The sequence below is a fragment of the Massilia sp. S19_KUP03_FR1 genome (assembly GCF_036688685.1).
In the GTDB taxonomy this organism is placed as follows: Bacteria; Pseudomonadota; Gammaproteobacteria; order Burkholderiales; family Burkholderiaceae_D; genus JALYUM01.
The window spans coordinates 139,867-156,498 of record NZ_JAQQPS010000010.1; the positions used below are offsets into that span (position 1 = coordinate 139,867).

Genomic DNA, 16,632 nt, shown 5'->3' on the forward strand with positions numbered 1-16,632 from the left:
GTTATGTGTAAATGCGGCCTTCCGGCGAGCCGTCGAATGCGCGCTCACCCTGGTTGGACAGGGTCTGCTCCTGATGCAGCGCCTTGTTGGCAGGGTCGAAGTTGGGCCAGGCCTTCAGGTCGAACTTTTCGCCGTTCGCCAATTCGACGGTGTACGCCGGCGTGCCGGGTTGATGATCGATTGTCAGCCCACCGAGGTCGTCGGTTATTCCCTCGCCATGCGGACTGCCATTTTTGAACACGATGTAGGGCACATGTGCGAATGGCCGTCCGTCGTCCGGATTGGCCTGCAGCGTGAATGCAAGTTGATTTTTCTCTTCGACTTTGTTTGGCGCCGGTGGCGCCGGCTGCGGCTTGTTCTTGGGCGCCAGCGTTTCGAGGTTTCCATGAAACAGAACTGGCCTGGAGGTGAAGAACTGCACCAGGTCGCTGATTTCGAGCATGCAATCTGCACCATGCAGCCGTACCCCTTTTTTGCCGCGCAAGTCGATCCAGTCGGTTTGACTGATCAGCGACAGCACCTTGTTGGCAATGATCTGGATGTCGTCGTCGTGGGCTTGCACCGTGATTTTGCCGGCGGCCGCAACGAGTCTCATGCCGGCTTTGTGTACGAACAGCCGAAAGGTCTGCTTGATGCTGGCAAACACGCTGTCGCCGGCAGCGATCGACAGGTTGCGCCCGGTCGTCAGCGCAGTGTGCTCGTCGCTGGCGATGTGGGTCGATTGTGCTGTGGTGGTCTCGATGCCAGCCGGACTGGCGAGGACCAGGTGCGCTTGTGCCAGCTCGGGGAACTCGTTGCCGCTGCCGCGCACCGCGTTGTACTGCGCCTTGAGGACATCGGCCACGGTATGTTGCTGGCCGGTTTCCTGCGCCAGGCCCTGTAGTGCGGCAGTGGCCTGGGCATCGTGCAGCGTATGTGCCGCATCTAGGCGCCGGATGGACTCTGCCATGTCCTTGATCGGTCCGCTCGCTGTCTGCCTCGCCTCGGTCGTGATCAGCATACCCTTGGCGGCGCGCGCCACCCCGTGGCCGTCGGTGCGCAATTCAAAACCTTCGCCGCGCGCATCCTTGCGCCCGGCGTTATCCTCAATGCGCGTGATATGCCCCAGCGACAACTGGCTGCACTGATGATCGCTTTTCAGCTGGGCCTGAATTTTTCCTTGCGTATCGTCCAGAATGAGGTGATTTCCACGCGTCCCGCCGCCCATTTCCCGGCTGCGCAAACCTGCCAGCGGCGCCTGCGCCGGCAGCGCCCACGGCGGCATGTGCAGGCCGTTGTAGACCGCACCCAGTATCAAGGGGTGATCGATATTTCCATCCGGGTAGACAACAGTGACTTCCTCGCCCACCCGCGGCAAGCGAATCTGGCCGAACTGATGTCCAGCCGCCGGCGCCATCACACGAATCCACGGCGAACTGTTTTCGTCATACTGCCCCATCCGATCCCAGTGCATCTGGATCTTGACCCGGCCGTAACTGTCCGTATGAATTTCGCTGCCAGCAGGCCCGACGACAATTGCCGTCTGCAGGCCAGGATTGACGCAGGCTTTGCTGTTGTAGCCGCGACCGGGGCGCCAGCGTATCCTGCTGCGAACGCAGGTGAACGTATTTTTGTAGTGCGACGGCGCGCCGGGTCCTGCCTGGTAATTGTTGCTGGCCTCGTGCCGCGCATCGAGAATCAGGTATTCGCGCCTGCCGATGCTGGCACGCGGTTCGGGATCGTATTCCATCGAGCGTGGCTCGGCGCTGAAATGGCCGCCGAGTTTAAAAACGCGGCCGGGCTGCACCGTGCGATCGTTGCCGGCAGCCTCGAAATACTGTGTCGCCTTGTCCAGCTCCACCATGCGTTTCTGCGCCAGCTGTTCACCCTGGCTGGGCAGGCGAAAGCCATATTCGCCCATGTTTTCGTAGACTTCGTAGGGGTAGAAATCGCCTTGCTCGTTGCCGGACTCCCAGCTGGCGCGCTGGGTGGTGGGGTTTTTATAGTCGAAGCTGGCCAGCGTCGTGGTCCCGGAACCGAGCTGGCGCACGGCCGACCAGGCGTGAATACCGTCATCCTCGTTCGCGCCACTCTCTGCGCGAAAGGGGATCACCTCCGCGTCGTCGTAGCGGGTCGCATCGATGGGTTCCGCCAGCAGGCTCGAGTCCGACAGCATCAAGGTGTGGCCATCGAAACGGTGTTCGTACCAGTAGTGCAGCCCGAGCGCTTCCCAGCGGCGGTGCAGGTGGTTGAAGTCGGTTTCATTGTGCTGGTTGGCGACCGTCAGGCGGGGATCGCTTTCAAAGATGTGCATGTGCCAGTCGGCCTGGCGGAAATGCTTCAGCGTTTCCTCCGTAATCTCGCGCACGCTTTTGCCGTGGAAGGACACGTTATTTATCCGCAGCCGGGTGAACGCCATCCATGGTTCGAGGATCATCTCGTAGAACGCGAAGCCGCCGTCGGTGCGCACAAAGCGAAATTCTGTGACGTAGCCGTTGAAATAGCGCAACGACCCATCCGAGCGGACCAGGGAGATGACGACCATCCGGCCCATCAGCATTTTCAGGGGGATGTGCGCCTCCTTGGACAGGACTTCGACCTCGAAGCGAAAGCCACGTGACAATTCTTCGTGCGCGAGAATGCGGTTGGCAAGCAGCGCGTCAGGCGGACCATTCCTGAATGGGAAATCGAGGCGTAGCAGCCGGTTGTGTTGGGCGTCGGCGCCGAATGCGGTGCGCGCTGCACCGGCCGCGATGGCCTGGATATTTTTCAACATAGCCTCCCCGGCCGCATGGCCTGTGTTAACGCAAGGGAACCGTGCGCAGCAATGAAGGTAACGCGCAGTGCTGGCCAAATGCTTGATCTCGATCAATCGCGAATTTGTTCGCGGAAATAACAACAGCGGCTCTTGAAGCTTGATGTAGCGCAAACGAATGACGAGCCGCGTATCTAAAGTTCGTTTACAAATTTTCTCCACACATCACGACGCGAAGGCAGGGAGCCATGGGCAAGCAAGGTCCTGGAAATGGCGCTGCACGCAGCGCTGCTGCGACCAGTTCGGTGGTAGCGCATGGCATTCCAGGCGCTCACGATGCCATCGACATCGGTCATGCGATCGACTGCAGCCACATTGAAACGCTTCGCGACAAACCATATCCGTGCCAGTTCACTAGCCAGGGGGCGTTCGATGCGTGGCGCAATGCGCTGGCAGATACCGATATCTCGACCAGTTGGTCAGCATCGCAAACGTCGTCGCAGGACATTGGCGACGAGCTCATGCGCCAGTTTGATGCAATGGATTTGCCGTCATACTTTCCGGAAGCGGCGCCAGGGACCGTGCTGGCCGAGCAGCAAATGCTCGCCAGCACGATCAGCAGCAACCTGAAATATCACCTGAGCAAAGGAACGGTCATTCAGCCCACGCCTTCCCTTGAAGCCTTGCTGATCCATTCCGATGTCGATTTGAACGTACCAATGAGCATGGTCGTTTTGCCCTATCCCGCGCAATACCTGCACTTTCGTTCGGTAGCAAGCGAACATCTGAAGTTGCCGGGGTCAACCCATCCCGGCCACGTTTTCGACGGTGTGTTCTGTTTCTTTACGCCTCGGCCAACGATGGGAAAAGGCAGCATTGGTAAAGAGGCGGAAGGCTGGATACTCGAGCTGATCTTCGCCTGCAAGCGTCACGGACAATTCACTGGCCATGTTCTGATGCATGGCAAGACCGATCGCGGCGCAACGACGGTGGCAAGCTGGTTGGATCAGGTGCTTCGATCCGAGCGCCAACATTGATCCACGCGGATCGCCTGTCTGGCGATGTTCCTGCGCCGAAGCCATACCGGGTTGGTGCGCTGGCATGACACGCTCAAAAAAAAGCCGGCGGTGTCAGCGCCGGCCCCGGTTTCCCGTCTAAAAATTACTGGTGCGAATGGTGGGTCGCAGTCAGGCGGCGCATCAGCGGCAAGGCAGCCAGCGCGATGAAGGTGCAGACGATGGCGGCAATGCCCAGCTTGTTGAACAGGCTGGTGTAGATCGGCAAGGTCAGTAGCGGGTCGGTCAGGTCTCTCGGAATGCTGGCCAGGTTCGCCACCACCCCGCCCAGGTACTGCGAAATGCCAACTGCAACGAAGTAGGCGCCCATCATGAAGCCGCCCATGCGCGCCGGCACGTAGCGCGCGATCATCGCCAGGCCCAGGCCTGACACCAGCAGTTCGCCCAGCGAATACAGGCCGTAGCCGGCAATCATGATCCACGACGAGGTCAAGCCGTTGACGGCAAAGCTGCCGGCCGCGCCATACGCGAAGAAGCCGGCCGCGACGACCGCAAAGCCCACGGCAAACTTGGCGGCGATCGACAGGTCGCGCCCGGCGCGTCCGGCCACCGTGTAGGTCCAGGCCAGCACCGGCGACAGGACCATGATCCAGATCGCGTTGAGTGCCTGGAACTGGGCCGGCGACCAGGTGAACAGGTGGGTGCCCATCAAGTTGAAGTTGAGGTCGACATTGCGCAGCGCGAAGAGTGACAGCGAGGTCGACATCTGCTGGTAAAAAATGAAGAAGAACACGGTCTGGAGCGTCAGGACCAGCGCCGCGGTCAGGCCGGCGCGTTCGCTCGGTTCGCTCATCTTGATCAGGTAAGCGAAGATGCCCAGCACGACGACGCCGGCCAGATAAACGAATGCTTTGGCCAGCGCCTGGTATTGCAGGATCACGGCCGACAGCGCGATGGCCAACAGGCCACCGGCCAGCACCATCGCCAGTTTGCCGACGTTCAGCGGCAACTGGTCGGGCAGGGAACCGATGTGGTCGATGGTCTTGCGCATGAGCATCAGGTTCAGCAAGCCGAGCACGAGGCCGACGGAACAGACCGCAAATGCCGCGTGCCAGCCGAGGCCGTCGCCGTAGGTGGCGTTCACGTAATCCTTGATCCACGGCGTGGCCAGCATCGAAACGGTCGAGCCGACGTTGACCGCCATGTAATAGATGGTGAAGGCGCTGTCGATTTTTGAATCGTCGCCTTCGTAGATTTTACGGACCAGGTTGGCGGTGTTCGGCTTGAACAGGCCATTTCCGACCACGATCACGCCCAGCGACGAAAACAAAAACCAGGTGCTGTCGGTCGGCACCGCCATCAGCGCGTAGCCGACGCTGAGGATCATCGCGCCCAAGTACATGCAGCGCTTGGTGCCGAGCACCTTGTCGCCGATCCAGCCGCCGATGGCGGGCGCCACATAGATCAGTGCAGCGGCGGCGCCCCACACCAGGTTGGCGCGGCTGTCTTCGAAGCCGAGTCGCTCGACCATGAAATAAATGATCAGCGCCTGCATGCCGTAGTAGCCGAAGCGTTCCCACAGTTCGATCAGTGCGACCGTGGTGAACGAGCGCGTTTGCGTGACGGCTGGTATTGTTTCCGTTTTCAAAATCTCTCCCTGGTATGGATGGCGTGCCACGTCAATATGCTCGTGGCATAGCGGCAAGGCATGGATCCTACCCGCTGGGCCAGCAACATGCAATCGCGTTGCATGCCCTTTTTGTCCCGGGGTGCGCGATTGTTTCTCGCATGTTTCAGCGCGCTTTTTCGATTGTTTTTCCGTGCAGTCTGTTGTAGTTTTAATCTTGTAAACACAAGCGCAAAACAAGGAGAACGACATGGCTTACGTGGATGGCTTCGTGGTGGCGGTACGGCGCGACAAACTGGATGCCTATAAAGAACTGTCGCGCCTGGGCGGCACGGTCTGGCGCGAGCATGGCGCGCTGTCGTTTGTCGAGTGCGTGGAGGACGACGTCGAGCCCGGCAAGCTGACCTCGTTCCCGCAGGCGGTCAAGCTGGAAGAAGGGGAAGTTTGCGTGTTTTCCTGGATCACCTACGCCTCGCGCGCCGAGCGCGACGCAATCACCGAAAAAGTGATGAAAGACCCGCGCCTGGCCAGCATGATGGACCCCGAAACGCTGCCGTTCGACGGCAAGCGCATGATTTACGGCGGCTTCGACATGATCGTCGAGATGTAAGCATTCTCGCTTACATCAAAATTGTTCGTCCGGCAGCAGATAGCGCCACTGTCCAACTGGCAAATCGCCCAGCTTGACCTTGCCGATTCGCACGCGTTTCAGGCCCAGTACTTTCAGCCCAACCATATCGCACATGCGGCGGATCTGGCGCTTCTTTCCTTCGCGCAAGGTGAAACTCAGCTGGTCTTCATTTTGCCAGCGCACCTTGGCCGGGAGCAGGGCCTTGCCGTCCATCCACAGGCCGTGGTTCAGCTTGCGCAACTCGGTCTCCGGGAGTTTTTCGCCCTTGGTGTATTGCACGCGCACCAGGTATTCCTTGTCGACTGACGTGGTTTCGCCGATCAGGTGCTTGGCCACGCGGCCATCCTGGGTCAGGATCAAGAGGCCGACCGAATCGATATCCAGCCGGCCGGCCGGCACCAGGCTGCGCAGCTGGGTGGGGTGGAATTGCTCCGGCGACGGATCGTCCGGCCAGCGGTTTTCCGGTTTGATCAAGGCCACCGCCGGGGTGTAGCCATCCTCGGCCTGGCCGCTGACGTAACCCATCGGCTTGTTGATCAGTACTGTAACGCGCTTCGATTGTTCGGCCGCGGCCTGGCGCTCCACGGTCACGCGCTGCGACGGCAGGATCTTGGTGCCCAGTTCGGAGATGACGTTGCCATCAACCCGGACCCAGCCGCGGGCAATCCATTCGTCGGCTTCGCGGCGCGAGCACAGGCCCAGTTCAGACATCCGTTTGGACAGGCGCAGGGGTTCGTTCGATTCGGTGGTCATGGTTGTTCTTTATGCTTTAAGTGCTTCTAATAAATCGGTTTCCAGCTGCACCTGCTTGCGTGCATTGTTCAGGACGGCGCCGTCGACCAGGAACACGTCTTCCACGCGTTCGCCCAGGGTCATCACCTTGGCCGTGTGCAGGTTGATGCGGTAGCGCGCCAGCACGCTGGCAATCGCGTACAGCAGGCCGGCGCGGTCGTGCGCGGCGATCGACAACAAGTGAAACTGGCCGCGCTCGTCCGGGCGCAGGTCGACCGTCGGCGTGATCGGGAACGAGCGTCCCAGGCGCGACAGGCGCCCGCGCGACGGCGCCGGCAGCGCGTCCTGGCTGGTCAGCACGGCCGTCAGTTCGTGCTCGATCAGGCTGATGATGTCGCGGTAATTGCTGGCGAAGTTTTGCTCGGTCACGACGAAGGTGTCGAGCGCGTAGCCGCCCTTGGTGGTGTGGATCTTGGCATCGAGGATGCTGAAATTCTTGCGGTCGAAATAGCTGCAGATGCGCGCGAACAGGTCGCTCTGGTCGCGCGTGTAGACAGCCACCTGCAGGCCGGCGCCAATCGGCGCCAGGCGGCATTTCACCACCGGCTTGTCGCTCTCTAACTTGTCGTACAGCGAACGGGTTTGCCAGGCGATGTCGGAGGCGTCGTGGCGCAGGAAATAAGCGACGTCGAGTTGCGACCAGAATTGCTCATGCGCATTTGCCGGCAGGCCGAACAGGCGCAAGGTGGCCAGCGCTTCCTGCTGGCGCGCGCGCAGTTCGCGGTCGGCAGAGTGCGGTTCACCGCCGAGCACGCGCAGACTCATGCGGTACAGGTCTTCCAGCAGCTTGGCTTTCCAGCCATTCCACACCTTCGGGCTGGTGCCGCGGATGTCGGCCACCGTCAGCAGATACAGCGCCGTCAGATGGCGCTCGTCCTTGACCACGTTCGAGAACGCGGCGATGACGTCCGGGTCGGATAAATCCTGCTTTTGCGCCACCGTCGACATGGTCAGATGCTGCTCGACCAGGAAACAGACCAGTTCGGTGTCTTCCGCGCGCATGCCGTGGTCGACGCAAAATTCGCGCGCATCGGCCACGCCCAGTTGCGAATGGTCGCCGCCACGGCCCTTGGCAATATCATGAAACAGCGCGGCCACGTACAGCAGCCAGCGGTCGCGGAAGTTGGCAATGAGCTGGCTGCAGAACGGGTATTCGTGCGCGTGTTCGGTCATCGTGAAACGGCGCATGTTGCGCACCACCATCATGATGTGCTGGTCGACCGTGTACACGTGAAACAGGTCGTGCTGCATCTGGCCAATGATGCGGCGGAAGTTCGGCAGGTAGCGCCCCAGCACGCCCATGTCGTTCATGCGCCGCAGCGCGTGCACCAGGCCGGTCGGCGCCTGCAATATCGCCAGGAAATTGGCGCGGTTGACCGGGTCGACACGGAATTTGGCGTCGATGCGCGTGCGCGCGTGCCACAGCGCGCGCATGGTGCGCGCCGTCATGCCGGTGATCTCCGGGTGCTGCGTCATGAGCACAAAAATTTCGAGAATTGCCGACGGCTTGTATTCGAAGGTGTTGTCGTTCTTGACGTCGATCAGGCCGTGCACATTGTTGAAGCGCTCGTTGATCGGCGTGGCCACGCGCGGCTGCGGAAACAGTTGCGCTTCGATGTTCTGCAGCAAGATGGTGTTCAGTTGCGTGACCGTCTTGGCAGCCCAGTAGTAGCGTTGCATCAGCAGTTCGCTGGCGCGACGCGCTTCCGGGCCGGTACCCGAGGCCACCAGGCCGAAGGTCTCGGCAATGGCCGTCTGCACGTCGAACACCAGCCGGTCTTCGCGCCGGTTGGTGTGCAGGTGCAGGCGGATGCGGATGTCCTTGAAGGCGCTTTCCTTTTCCATCAGCTGGCGCGCTTCGGTGCGTGTGATCAGCCCGCGCGTGGCCAGCTGGCTCCACGAATCGGCCAGGCCGGCCGCCTTGGCCACCCACAGGATCACCTGCAAATCGCGCAGGCCACCCGGGCTTTCCTTGGTATTCGGTTCCAGCGAGAAGGCCGTGTCTTCGTATTTCACGTGGCGCAGGCGCATCTCGGCGGTCTTGGCCTGGAAGAACGCTTGCGGGTCCATCGCGTCGCGGTAGCGCCTTTGCAGCTGGGCGAACAGGGCCGCGTCGCCGTCGACCAGGCGCGCTTCCAGCAAGCTGGTCTGCACGGTGATGTCGGCCGCGGACTCACTCATGCACTCCTCGACGGTGCGGATTGAGTGGCCAATTTCCAGGCCCAGGTCCCACAGCAATTGCACCAGCTGCTCGAGCTGGCCTTGCAGCGCAGCGTCGGCCGGCTTGCCCAGCAGGATCAGCAAGTCGACATCGGAGGCGGGAAACAGTTCCCCGCGTCCATAGCCGCCCACGCCGACCAGTGCCGTGTTGGCCGGTAGCCCGGCCTGGCGCCAGGCAGTCGTGAGTACGCCGTCCACGACGTGGCGCAAGGCGCGCAGCAGCTTTTCCGGCTTGCCGTGCGCGCGGAATTCGGCAATCGCGGCTTGCCGTTCGGTTTTCAGACGTTGGCGTAACTGGGCGCGGTCGGCGAGGGCGGCAACTAGCATGTCAGGCCGGTACGGAATCGGCCTGGGCCAGCAGTTGGGCCACGATGGCCGGTGGTGGCGGGGTCCCGGCCGACGTGGTCAGCACTTCGAAGCCGGTCTCGGTGACCAGGATCATGTGTTCCCACTGGGCCGACAGGCTGCGGTCCTTGGTTTTGATGGTCCAGCCGTCCGGCATGGCGCGAATTTCGCGGCGGCCGGCGTTGATCATCGGCTCGATCGTGAAAATCATGCCGGCTTTCAGTTCTTCCAGCGTGCCCGGTTTGCCGTAGTGCAGCACTTGCGGCTCTTCGTGGAACACCGTGCCGATGCCATGGCCGCAGAATTCGCGCACCACGCTGTAGCCGGCTTTTTCGGCGTGCTGCTGGATCACGTGACCGATATCGCCCAAATGCGCGCCCGGTTTTACTTTGGCGATGCCCAGCCACATGCATTCATAGGTGACTTCGGCCAGCCGTTTGGCAAGAATCGACGGCTCGCCGATAAAAAACATGCGGCTGTTGTCGCCATGGTAGCCGTCCTTGGTGATGACGGTGATGTCGAGGTTGACCACGTCGCCGTTTTTCAGGACCTTGTCGCCTGGAATGCCGTGGCAAATGACGTCGTTGACCGAGGTGCAGATGGCTTTCGGGTAGGGCGTGTAGCCGGGCGGGCAATAGTTCAGCGGGGCCGGGATGGTGCCTTGCACATTAAGCATGTATTCGTGGCACAGACGGTCGAGTTCGCCGGTGGTGACGCCGGGTTTCACGAAGGGCGTGATGTAGTCGAGCACTTCGGCGCCCAGGCGGCCGGCAATGCGCATGCCGGCGATGTCTTCTGGGGTTTTGATGGAGATGTTGGACATGGGAGCGATCGGTTAGTTCGGGGAGGCAGGCCAGGGCTTGCGCGGGCCTTGCATATATGGCGCCATTATAAAGGATGATGATCCGGGACAGCGCCACTTGAAATATCTGGCAAAACCAGCTAGAATCGCAGGTTGTTCGAATCTACTTTTGAGCAGCTCGGTACAAGCCGATCATTTAATTTTGAAATCGCGAATGCGGTCGACAAGGGTGCCTCGCAGGAAACTGCAGGTAACTGACCGTATTCAAGACCCAACCCTGGAGAATTACCATGTCCGTCACAATGCGCGAAATGCTGGAAGCCGGTGTCCACTTCGGTCACCAAACCCGTTTCTGGAACCCTAAGATGGCCCCGTTCATCTTCGGTCACCGCAACAAAATCCACATCATCAACCTCGAAAAAACGATGACGATGTACCAGGAAGCCATGAAAACCATCAAGCAGATCTCCGCTCAGCGCGGCACGATCCTGATGGTTGGCACCAAGCGCCAGGCCCGCGACATCATCGCTGCCGAAGCTGCGCGTGCTGGCGTTCCTTACGTCGATCAACGCTGGTTGGGCGGCATGCTGACCAACTTCAAAACGATCAAAACGTCGATCAAGCGCCTGAAAGACATGGAAGCCCAGATCGAAGACGGTTCGGTTGCTAACCTGTCGAAAAAAGAAGGCCTGATGTTTGAGCGCGAAATGGTCAAGCTGCAAAAGTCCATCGGCGGCATCAAGGATATGGGCGGCGTTCCTGACGCAATCTTCGTCGTCGACGTCGGCTACCACAAAGGTGCGATCACCGAAGCCGGCAAGCTGGGCATCCCGGTCATCGGCATCGTCGACACCAACCACTCGCCAGAAGGCGTCACCCACATCATCCCGGGTAACGACGACTCGTCGAAAGCGATCACCCTGTACGCACGCGGCGTTGCCGATGCGATCCTGGAAGGCCGCGCCAACGCGACCAACGAAGTGGCCGCCATGGTCAAATCGTCGGACGACTTCGTTGAAGTTTCCGAGCAAGCCTAATTCATGATCATGTAGCTTGCAGGCTTCAAGCTGCGGGTTACGGGAAGGGGCATCGAGCCTTGGCGTCGAGCGCCCCTTTTTTCTAAGCAAAATTTACTATCAGGAGAAACACATGGCAGCGATTACAGCAGCGATGGTAGGCGAACTGCGCGCGAAAACCGACGCACCAATGATGGAATGCAAAAAAGCACTGACCGAAGCCGAAGGCGACATGGCCCGTGCTGAAGAAATCCTGCGCGTCAAACTGGGCGGCAAGGCATCGAAAGCATCGTCGCGTATCACCGCCGAAGGCGTGGTAGCGGCATATATCTCCGGCGGCATCGGCGCGCTGGTGGAAATCAACAGCGAAACCGACTTCGTTGCAAAGAACGACGACTTCCTGGCCCTGGCAAACAACGCCGCCAAGCTGGTCGCTGAAAACAACCCGGCTGACGTCGCTGCCCTGCTGGCCCTGCCGCTCGACGGCAAGACCCTGGACGAAGTGCGCGCTGCACTGATCGGTAAAATCGGCGAAAATATGTCGATCCGCCGCTTCCAGCGTTTCGAAACCACCGGCAAGCTGGCCGCTTATCTGCACGGCACCAAAATCGGCGTCATGGTCGATTTCGAAGGCAGCGAAGAAGCAGTCGGTAAAGATGTTGCAATGCACATCGCTGCGATGAAGCCAGTTGCGCTGTCGTCGGAGCAAGTGCCTGCTGACCTGATCGAGAAAGAGCGTTCCGTCGCTCAGCTCAAAGCACAGGAAGACGCGGACAAAGCTGTTGCTGAAGGCAAAGCAGTGCAGTCGCCGGAAATCCTGGCCAAGCGCCTCGAAGGTTCGGTTCAGAAGTACCTGAAAGAAGTTTCCTTGCTGAACCAGACGTTCGTCAAGAACGACAAGCAAACCATCGAGCAGATGCTTAAAGCGGCGAACACCACCGTGAAAGCATTCACGATGTTTGTGGTTGGCGAAGGCATCGAGAAGAAACAGGACGATTTCGCTGCAGAAGTTGCGGCGCAAATGGCTGCCTCGAAGCAGTAAATTGAAAGCGGGCCGGAAGGCCCGTTTTTTTAGGTGGGTGGTTTGTAAGTGATGACCTTGCAACAAGACGTTACGATGTGGCGTTGTCACGGCGACACCGCTTACAATTGCCCCGCGCCCTCAGTGTGGTGGAATGGAATGTTGGCCACAAGCTGCATTTGTATCCAGGCGCACCTTCCACTCGACCAGTATGAGTGAGACCGCAACAAGCCGGTCAGACCCCGAATTCGAATTAATTTTAAGGAGCGACGCCCATGAGAAAACCTGCCTACCAACGAGTACTCCTCAAACTGTCGGGCGAAGCACTGATGGGTGATGACCAGTTTGGCATCAACCGCGTCACCATCGATCGCATGGTCAGCGACGTCGCCGAAGTCGCGCGCGCGGGCGTGCAAGTGGCGGTCGTCATTGGCGGCGGCAACATCTTCCGCGGCGTGGCGCCAGGCGCCCAGGGCATGGACCGCGCCACCGCGGACTACATGGGCATGCTGGCCACTGTCATGAATGCACTGGCGCTGGCCGATGCCATGGGCCACGTCGGCATCACCGCACGCGTCATGTCGGCCATCGGCATCGACCAGGTGGTCGAGCCCTATGTTCGCCCGAAAGCCCTGCAATACCTGGAAGAGGGTAAAGTGGTTGTGTTCGCTGCGGGCACCGGCAATCCCTTCTTCACCACCGATACCGCGGCAGCACTGCGCGGGGCCGAGATTTCGGCTCAGATCGTTTTGAAGGCAACCAAAGTCGATGGCGTATATACTGCCGATCCACAGAAGGATCCGACCGCGACCCGTTACGAGACGATCAGCTTTGATGAAGCCATTTCCAAGCAGCTGCAGGTGATGGACGCCACCGCGTTCGCCCTGTGCCGCGACCAGAAATTGCCAATCAAGGTGTTTTCCATTGTCAAACCCGGCGCGCTGATGCGCGTGATCATGGGTGAAGACGAAGGTACCCTGGTCCACGTTTAATATCCAACATACAACAGGAGAGCAGCATGTCCTTAGCTGACGTTAAAAAGAGCGCTACCGAGCGCATGGGCAAGTCGATCGAGACACTCAAGGCCGACCTGGCCAAAGTGCGCACCGGCCGCGCCCACACCGGCATCCTGGACCACATCCAGGTCGATTACTACGGCTCGGCCACCGCGCTGACCCAGATCGCCAATGTGACCCTGATCGATGCCCGGACCATCGGCGTCCAGCCATGGGAAAAGAAAATGATCACGACCGTCGAAAAGGCGATCCGCGATGCCGACCTGGGCCTGAACCCGTCGACGCAGGGCGACATGATCCGTGTTCCGACCCCGCCGCTGACCGAAGAGCGTCGTAAAGAGATGGTCAAGCTGGTCAAGGGCGAAGCGGAAGACGCGAAAATTGCGATCCGCAATATCCGTCGCGACGCCAATGAGCAAGTCAAGAAACTGGTCAAGGACAAGCTGGCATCGGAAGATGACGAGCGCCGTTCAAACGATGAAATCCAGAAGCTGACCGACAAGTTCGTGGTCGACGTCGACAAGATCGTGGCCGACAAAGAGAAAGAGATTCTGACCGTATAGGAACCGAATGCCGGCGCACCCACGCGGCGCGCCGGCGCTTTCGTCTTGTATTTTGCAGACCCCGAAACATGATCTTTAAAAGTTCGACCACAGCCGTTCCCGACGCGTCTTCCGTGCCGCAGCACATTGCCATCATTATGGATGGCAATGGTCGCTGGGCAACGAAGCGCTTTTTGCCGCGCGTTGCCGGCCACATGAAGGGCGTGGAGGCGGTGCGCGACTGCGTCGACGCCTGCGTCGGCCGTGGCATCAAATACCTGACGTTGTTTGCATTTTCGTCGGAAAATTGGCGCCGGCCCGAAGAAGAAGTGTCGCTGCTGATGCGCCTGTTCGTCACGGCGCTTGAGCGGGAAGTGTCGAAGATGCACGCCAACGATATCCGCCTGAAGGTGGTCGGTGACTTGAGCCGCTTCGACCCGAAGCTGCAGGACATGATTGCCAACGCGCAGCGCCGCACCGCCAACAATACGCAGTTGACGCTGACCGTCTGCGCCAACTACGGCGGGCGCTGGGACATCATGCAGGCCACCAGCAAAATGGTGGCCGCCAACCCGGGCGTCGTCGATTTCACCGAAGAGCAGCTGGCCGAACACCTGGCCATGGCCTACGCACCGGAGCCGGACCTGTTCATCCGCACCGGCGGCGAAGAACGCATCTCGAATTTTCTGTTGTGGCAGCTGGCTTACTCGGAACTGTATTTCACCGACACCTTCTGGCCTGACTTTAATACCGGCGCATTAGATGCCGCCATTTCATCCTACCAAAGCCGCGAACGCCGTTTCGGCCGTACCGGCGCCCAACTGGAAACCAAGACCTGATGCTGAAAACCCGGATCGTCACCGCGCTGGCATTGCTGGCAGTCCTGCTGCCCGTGCTGTTGTTCAATAATTTCACGGTGTTTGCCGTGATCGTGACGGTCTTTTTTGGCGCGGCCATCTGGGAAGCCTTCCGGCTCTTCAATCCGGACGCCAAGCGCGCGGCCCTGATCGCGGTGTTCTGGACCGCTGCGTTTGCCTACGGCTTCTTTTTCACACCGGGCGGCGCGCGCAATCCGCAGTTCTGGTTTCCGGTGTGCGTCGCCATCTGGCTGATCCGCTTCGCGCCGTCGCTGAAATTCGGCTTGCCGCCGATGGAACACGTGTCGAACACCATCCTGTCGATGCTGTACGCCATTGCGGTGGTCGGCTGTTTTGCCGCCATCGTCGAACTGTTCCGCCATTCCCCGGTCTATCTGTTGTCAGTAATGGCGCTGGTCTGGATCGCCGACATCGGCGCGTATTTTTCCGGTAAAGCATTTGGCAAACGCAAGCTGGCGCCATCGATTTCGCCCGGTAAATCCTGGGAAGGCGCCATCGGCGGCGGCATTGCCGTGCTGGTGATTGCCAGTGCCACCATCCTGATTGCCGGCAATAACATGTATTCGCCGCTCGCTGACACCTTCGCCGTGCGCCTCGAGTTCGAACACGGCTGGGGCGTGACGCTGCTTGCCCTGGTGCTCATCAGCGCCGCCAGCGTGGTCGGCGACCTGTTCGAGTCGCAACTCAAGCGCCGCGCCGGGTTCAAGGACAGCAGTGCGCTGCTGCCGGGCCATGGCGGGGTGCTCGACCGGATCGATGCGCTGATCCCGGTATTGCCGCTGGCCGCACTTATTGGCGCCTGGCACTAAGGAACCACCTATGCAAAGCATCACCATTCTCGGGGCGACCGGTTCGATCGGCGTCTCGACACTCGACGTGCTGGCGCGTCATCCTGATAAATACCGTGTGTACGCGCTGTCCGCGCACAGCCGCGTGGACGCGTTGGCGGCCCAGTGCCGCGCCTTCCTGCCGGCGCGTGCCGTGGTGGGCACTGCTGACGGCGCTGCGCGCCTGGCGGCGCTGCTGGACGGCCTGCCGATAGCCATCGCTTACGGCGAGCAAGCCCTGTGCGAGATCGCCGCCGAAGCCGATACCGTCATGGCCGCCATCGTCGGCGCCGCGGGCCTGGCCCCGACGCTGGCCGCGGCCCGGGCCGGGCGCAAAATCCTGCTGGCCAACAAGGAAGCACTGGTCATGTCCGGACAGCTGTTCATGGACGCGGTGCGCGAGCACAAGGCGACCCTGCTGCCGATCGACAGCGAACACAACGCCATTTTCCAGTCGCTGCCAATGGCCTACGGCCGCGCGCCTGGCGCTTGCGGCGTCGCCAAAATCCTGCTGACCGCGTCCGGCGGCCCGTTCCGCCAGCGCGATGTCGCCACGCTCGAACACGTAACGCCGGACGAAGCCTGCAAGCACCCGACCTGGACGATGGGCCGCAAGATCTCGGTCGATTCGGCCACGATGATGAACAAGGGCCTCGAAGTGATCGAGGCGCACTGGCTGTTCGGCGCGCCGGCCGACCTGATCGAAGTGGTGATCCACCCGCAAAGCGTGATTCACTCGATGGTGTCGTACTGCGACGGCTCGGTGCTGGCGCAGCTGGGCAACCCCGACATGAGGACGCCGATTGCGCACGCGCTGGCGTACCCGGAGCGGATCGACTCCGGCGTCGCCCAGCTCGATATCACGCAGATCGGCACGCTGCAATTCGAAAAGCCCGACTTTGCGCGTTTTCCCTGCCTTGCGCTGGCATTCGAGGCGCTGCGCGCCGGCGGCACCGCACCGGCCCTGCTGAACGCGGCCAACGAAGTGGCGGTGCAAGCCTTCCTCGACACCCGCATCGGTTTCCGCGACATCGACAGGATTATCTCGCGCGTCATGCATGAGAACGAGCACGGCGCGGCCAGCAGCATCGAGGCCGTGATGGCGCAGGACGCCAGAGCGCGCCAGGCCGCCGAGCATATCGTCGCCGGCCTGTCCGCTTGACGC

At 60.6% G+C, this 16,632-nt stretch carries 14 protein-coding genes; 9 read left to right on the top strand and 5 right to left on the bottom strand.

The genetic code is table 11. The annotated features are described in order from the left end of the window. Position 1: 1 nt before the first annotated feature. The gene (locus tag V6M87_RS13005; RefSeq protein ID WP_332877053.1) at positions 2-2,755 is read right to left on the bottom strand and encodes a type VI secretion system Vgr family protein; all 2,754 of its coding nucleotides are present in this window, start codon (positions 2,753-2,755) and stop codon (positions 2-4) included. 227 nt (positions 2,756-2,982) lie between these two features. Here V6M87_RS13005 and V6M87_RS13010 point away from each other — a divergent pair, with 227 nt between their 5' ends. After that, complete coding sequence (locus tag V6M87_RS13010; RefSeq protein WP_332877054.1) at positions 2,983-3,771, top strand: hypothetical protein; 789 nt, start codon at positions 2,983-2,985, stop codon at positions 3,769-3,771. A gap of 124 nt (positions 3,772-3,895) precedes the next feature. Here the strand turns inward: V6M87_RS13010 and V6M87_RS13015 are convergent, their stop codons facing one another. Continuing rightward, complete coding sequence (locus tag V6M87_RS13015; protein WP_332877055.1) at positions 3,896-5,428, bottom strand: peptide MFS transporter; 1,533 nt, start codon at positions 5,426-5,428, stop codon at positions 3,896-3,898. A 199-nt stretch (positions 5,429-5,627) separates the two neighbouring features. Here V6M87_RS13015 and V6M87_RS13020 point away from each other — a divergent pair, with 199 nt between their 5' ends. Further along, positions 5,628-5,987, top strand: a complete 360-nt coding sequence (locus V6M87_RS13020) for a DUF1428 domain-containing protein (RefSeq protein ID WP_332877056.1) — start codon at positions 5,628-5,630, stop codon at positions 5,985-5,987. Between the two features lie 15 nt (positions 5,988-6,002). Here the strand turns inward: V6M87_RS13020 and V6M87_RS13025 are convergent, their stop codons facing one another. Genes V6M87_RS13025 through map form a run of 3 tightly spaced genes read right to left on the bottom strand, consistent with a single transcriptional unit; the run spans position 6,003 to position 10,188 of the window. Then, the gene (locus V6M87_RS13025; protein ID WP_332877057.1) at positions 6,003-6,761 is read right to left on the bottom strand and encodes a pseudouridine synthase; all 759 of its coding nucleotides are present in this window, start codon (positions 6,759-6,761) and stop codon (positions 6,003-6,005) included. A gap of 9 nt (positions 6,762-6,770) precedes the next feature. After that, positions 6,771-9,347 carry a [protein-PII] uridylyltransferase gene (locus V6M87_RS13030; RefSeq protein ID WP_332877058.1) on the bottom strand — a complete coding sequence of 859 codons (2,577 nt, stop codon included), beginning with the start codon at positions 9,345-9,347 and terminating at the stop codon, positions 6,771-6,773. Between the two features lies 1 nt (position 9,348). Then, positions 9,349-10,188, bottom strand: a complete 840-nt coding sequence (gene map, locus V6M87_RS13035; protein WP_332877059.1) for a type I methionyl aminopeptidase — start codon at positions 10,186-10,188, stop codon at positions 9,349-9,351. Between the two features lie 269 nt (positions 10,189-10,457). Here map and rpsB point away from each other — a divergent pair, with 269 nt between their 5' ends. The 7 genes from rpsB to ispC all read left to right on the top strand — a co-directional run bounded on the left by rpsB (position 10,458) and on the right by ispC (position 16,629). Beyond that, on the top strand, positions 10,458-11,204 hold the full coding sequence (rpsB, locus tag V6M87_RS13040) for a 30S ribosomal protein S2 (RefSeq protein ID WP_332877060.1): 747 nt from the start codon (positions 10,458-10,460) through the stop codon (positions 11,202-11,204). A gap of 112 nt (positions 11,205-11,316) precedes the next feature. Next, a complete protein-coding gene (tsf, locus tag V6M87_RS13045) occupies positions 11,317-12,225 on the top strand; it encodes a translation elongation factor Ts (RefSeq protein WP_332877061.1) in 909 nt (302 codons plus the stop codon). Positions 12,226-12,479: 254 nt separating this feature from the next. Further along, positions 12,480-13,196 carry a UMP kinase gene (gene pyrH, locus V6M87_RS13050; RefSeq protein WP_332877062.1) on the top strand — a complete coding sequence of 239 codons (717 nt, stop codon included), beginning with the start codon at positions 12,480-12,482 and terminating at the stop codon, positions 13,194-13,196. 26 nt (positions 13,197-13,222) lie between these two features. Then, positions 13,223-13,783, top strand: a complete 561-nt coding sequence (gene frr / locus V6M87_RS13055) for a ribosome recycling factor (RefSeq protein WP_332877063.1) — start codon at positions 13,223-13,225, stop codon at positions 13,781-13,783. Between the two features lie 68 nt (positions 13,784-13,851). Beyond that, a complete protein-coding gene (gene uppS, locus V6M87_RS13060) occupies positions 13,852-14,601 on the top strand; it encodes a polyprenyl diphosphate synthase (RefSeq protein ID WP_332877064.1) in 750 nt (249 codons plus the stop codon). Continuing rightward, positions 14,601-15,449, top strand: coding sequence for a phosphatidate cytidylyltransferase (locus V6M87_RS13065; RefSeq protein ID WP_332877065.1), 849 nt, complete (start codon positions 14,601-14,603; stop codon positions 15,447-15,449). Before uppS ends, V6M87_RS13065 begins: the two co-directional genes overlap by 1 nt. Positions 15,450-15,459: 10 nt before the next feature. Then, the gene (gene ispC / locus V6M87_RS13070) at positions 15,460-16,629 is read left to right on the top strand and encodes a 1-deoxy-D-xylulose-5-phosphate reductoisomerase (protein ID WP_332877066.1); all 1,170 of its coding nucleotides are present in this window, start codon (positions 15,460-15,462) and stop codon (positions 16,627-16,629) included. Positions 16,630-16,632 lie beyond the last annotated feature (3 nt).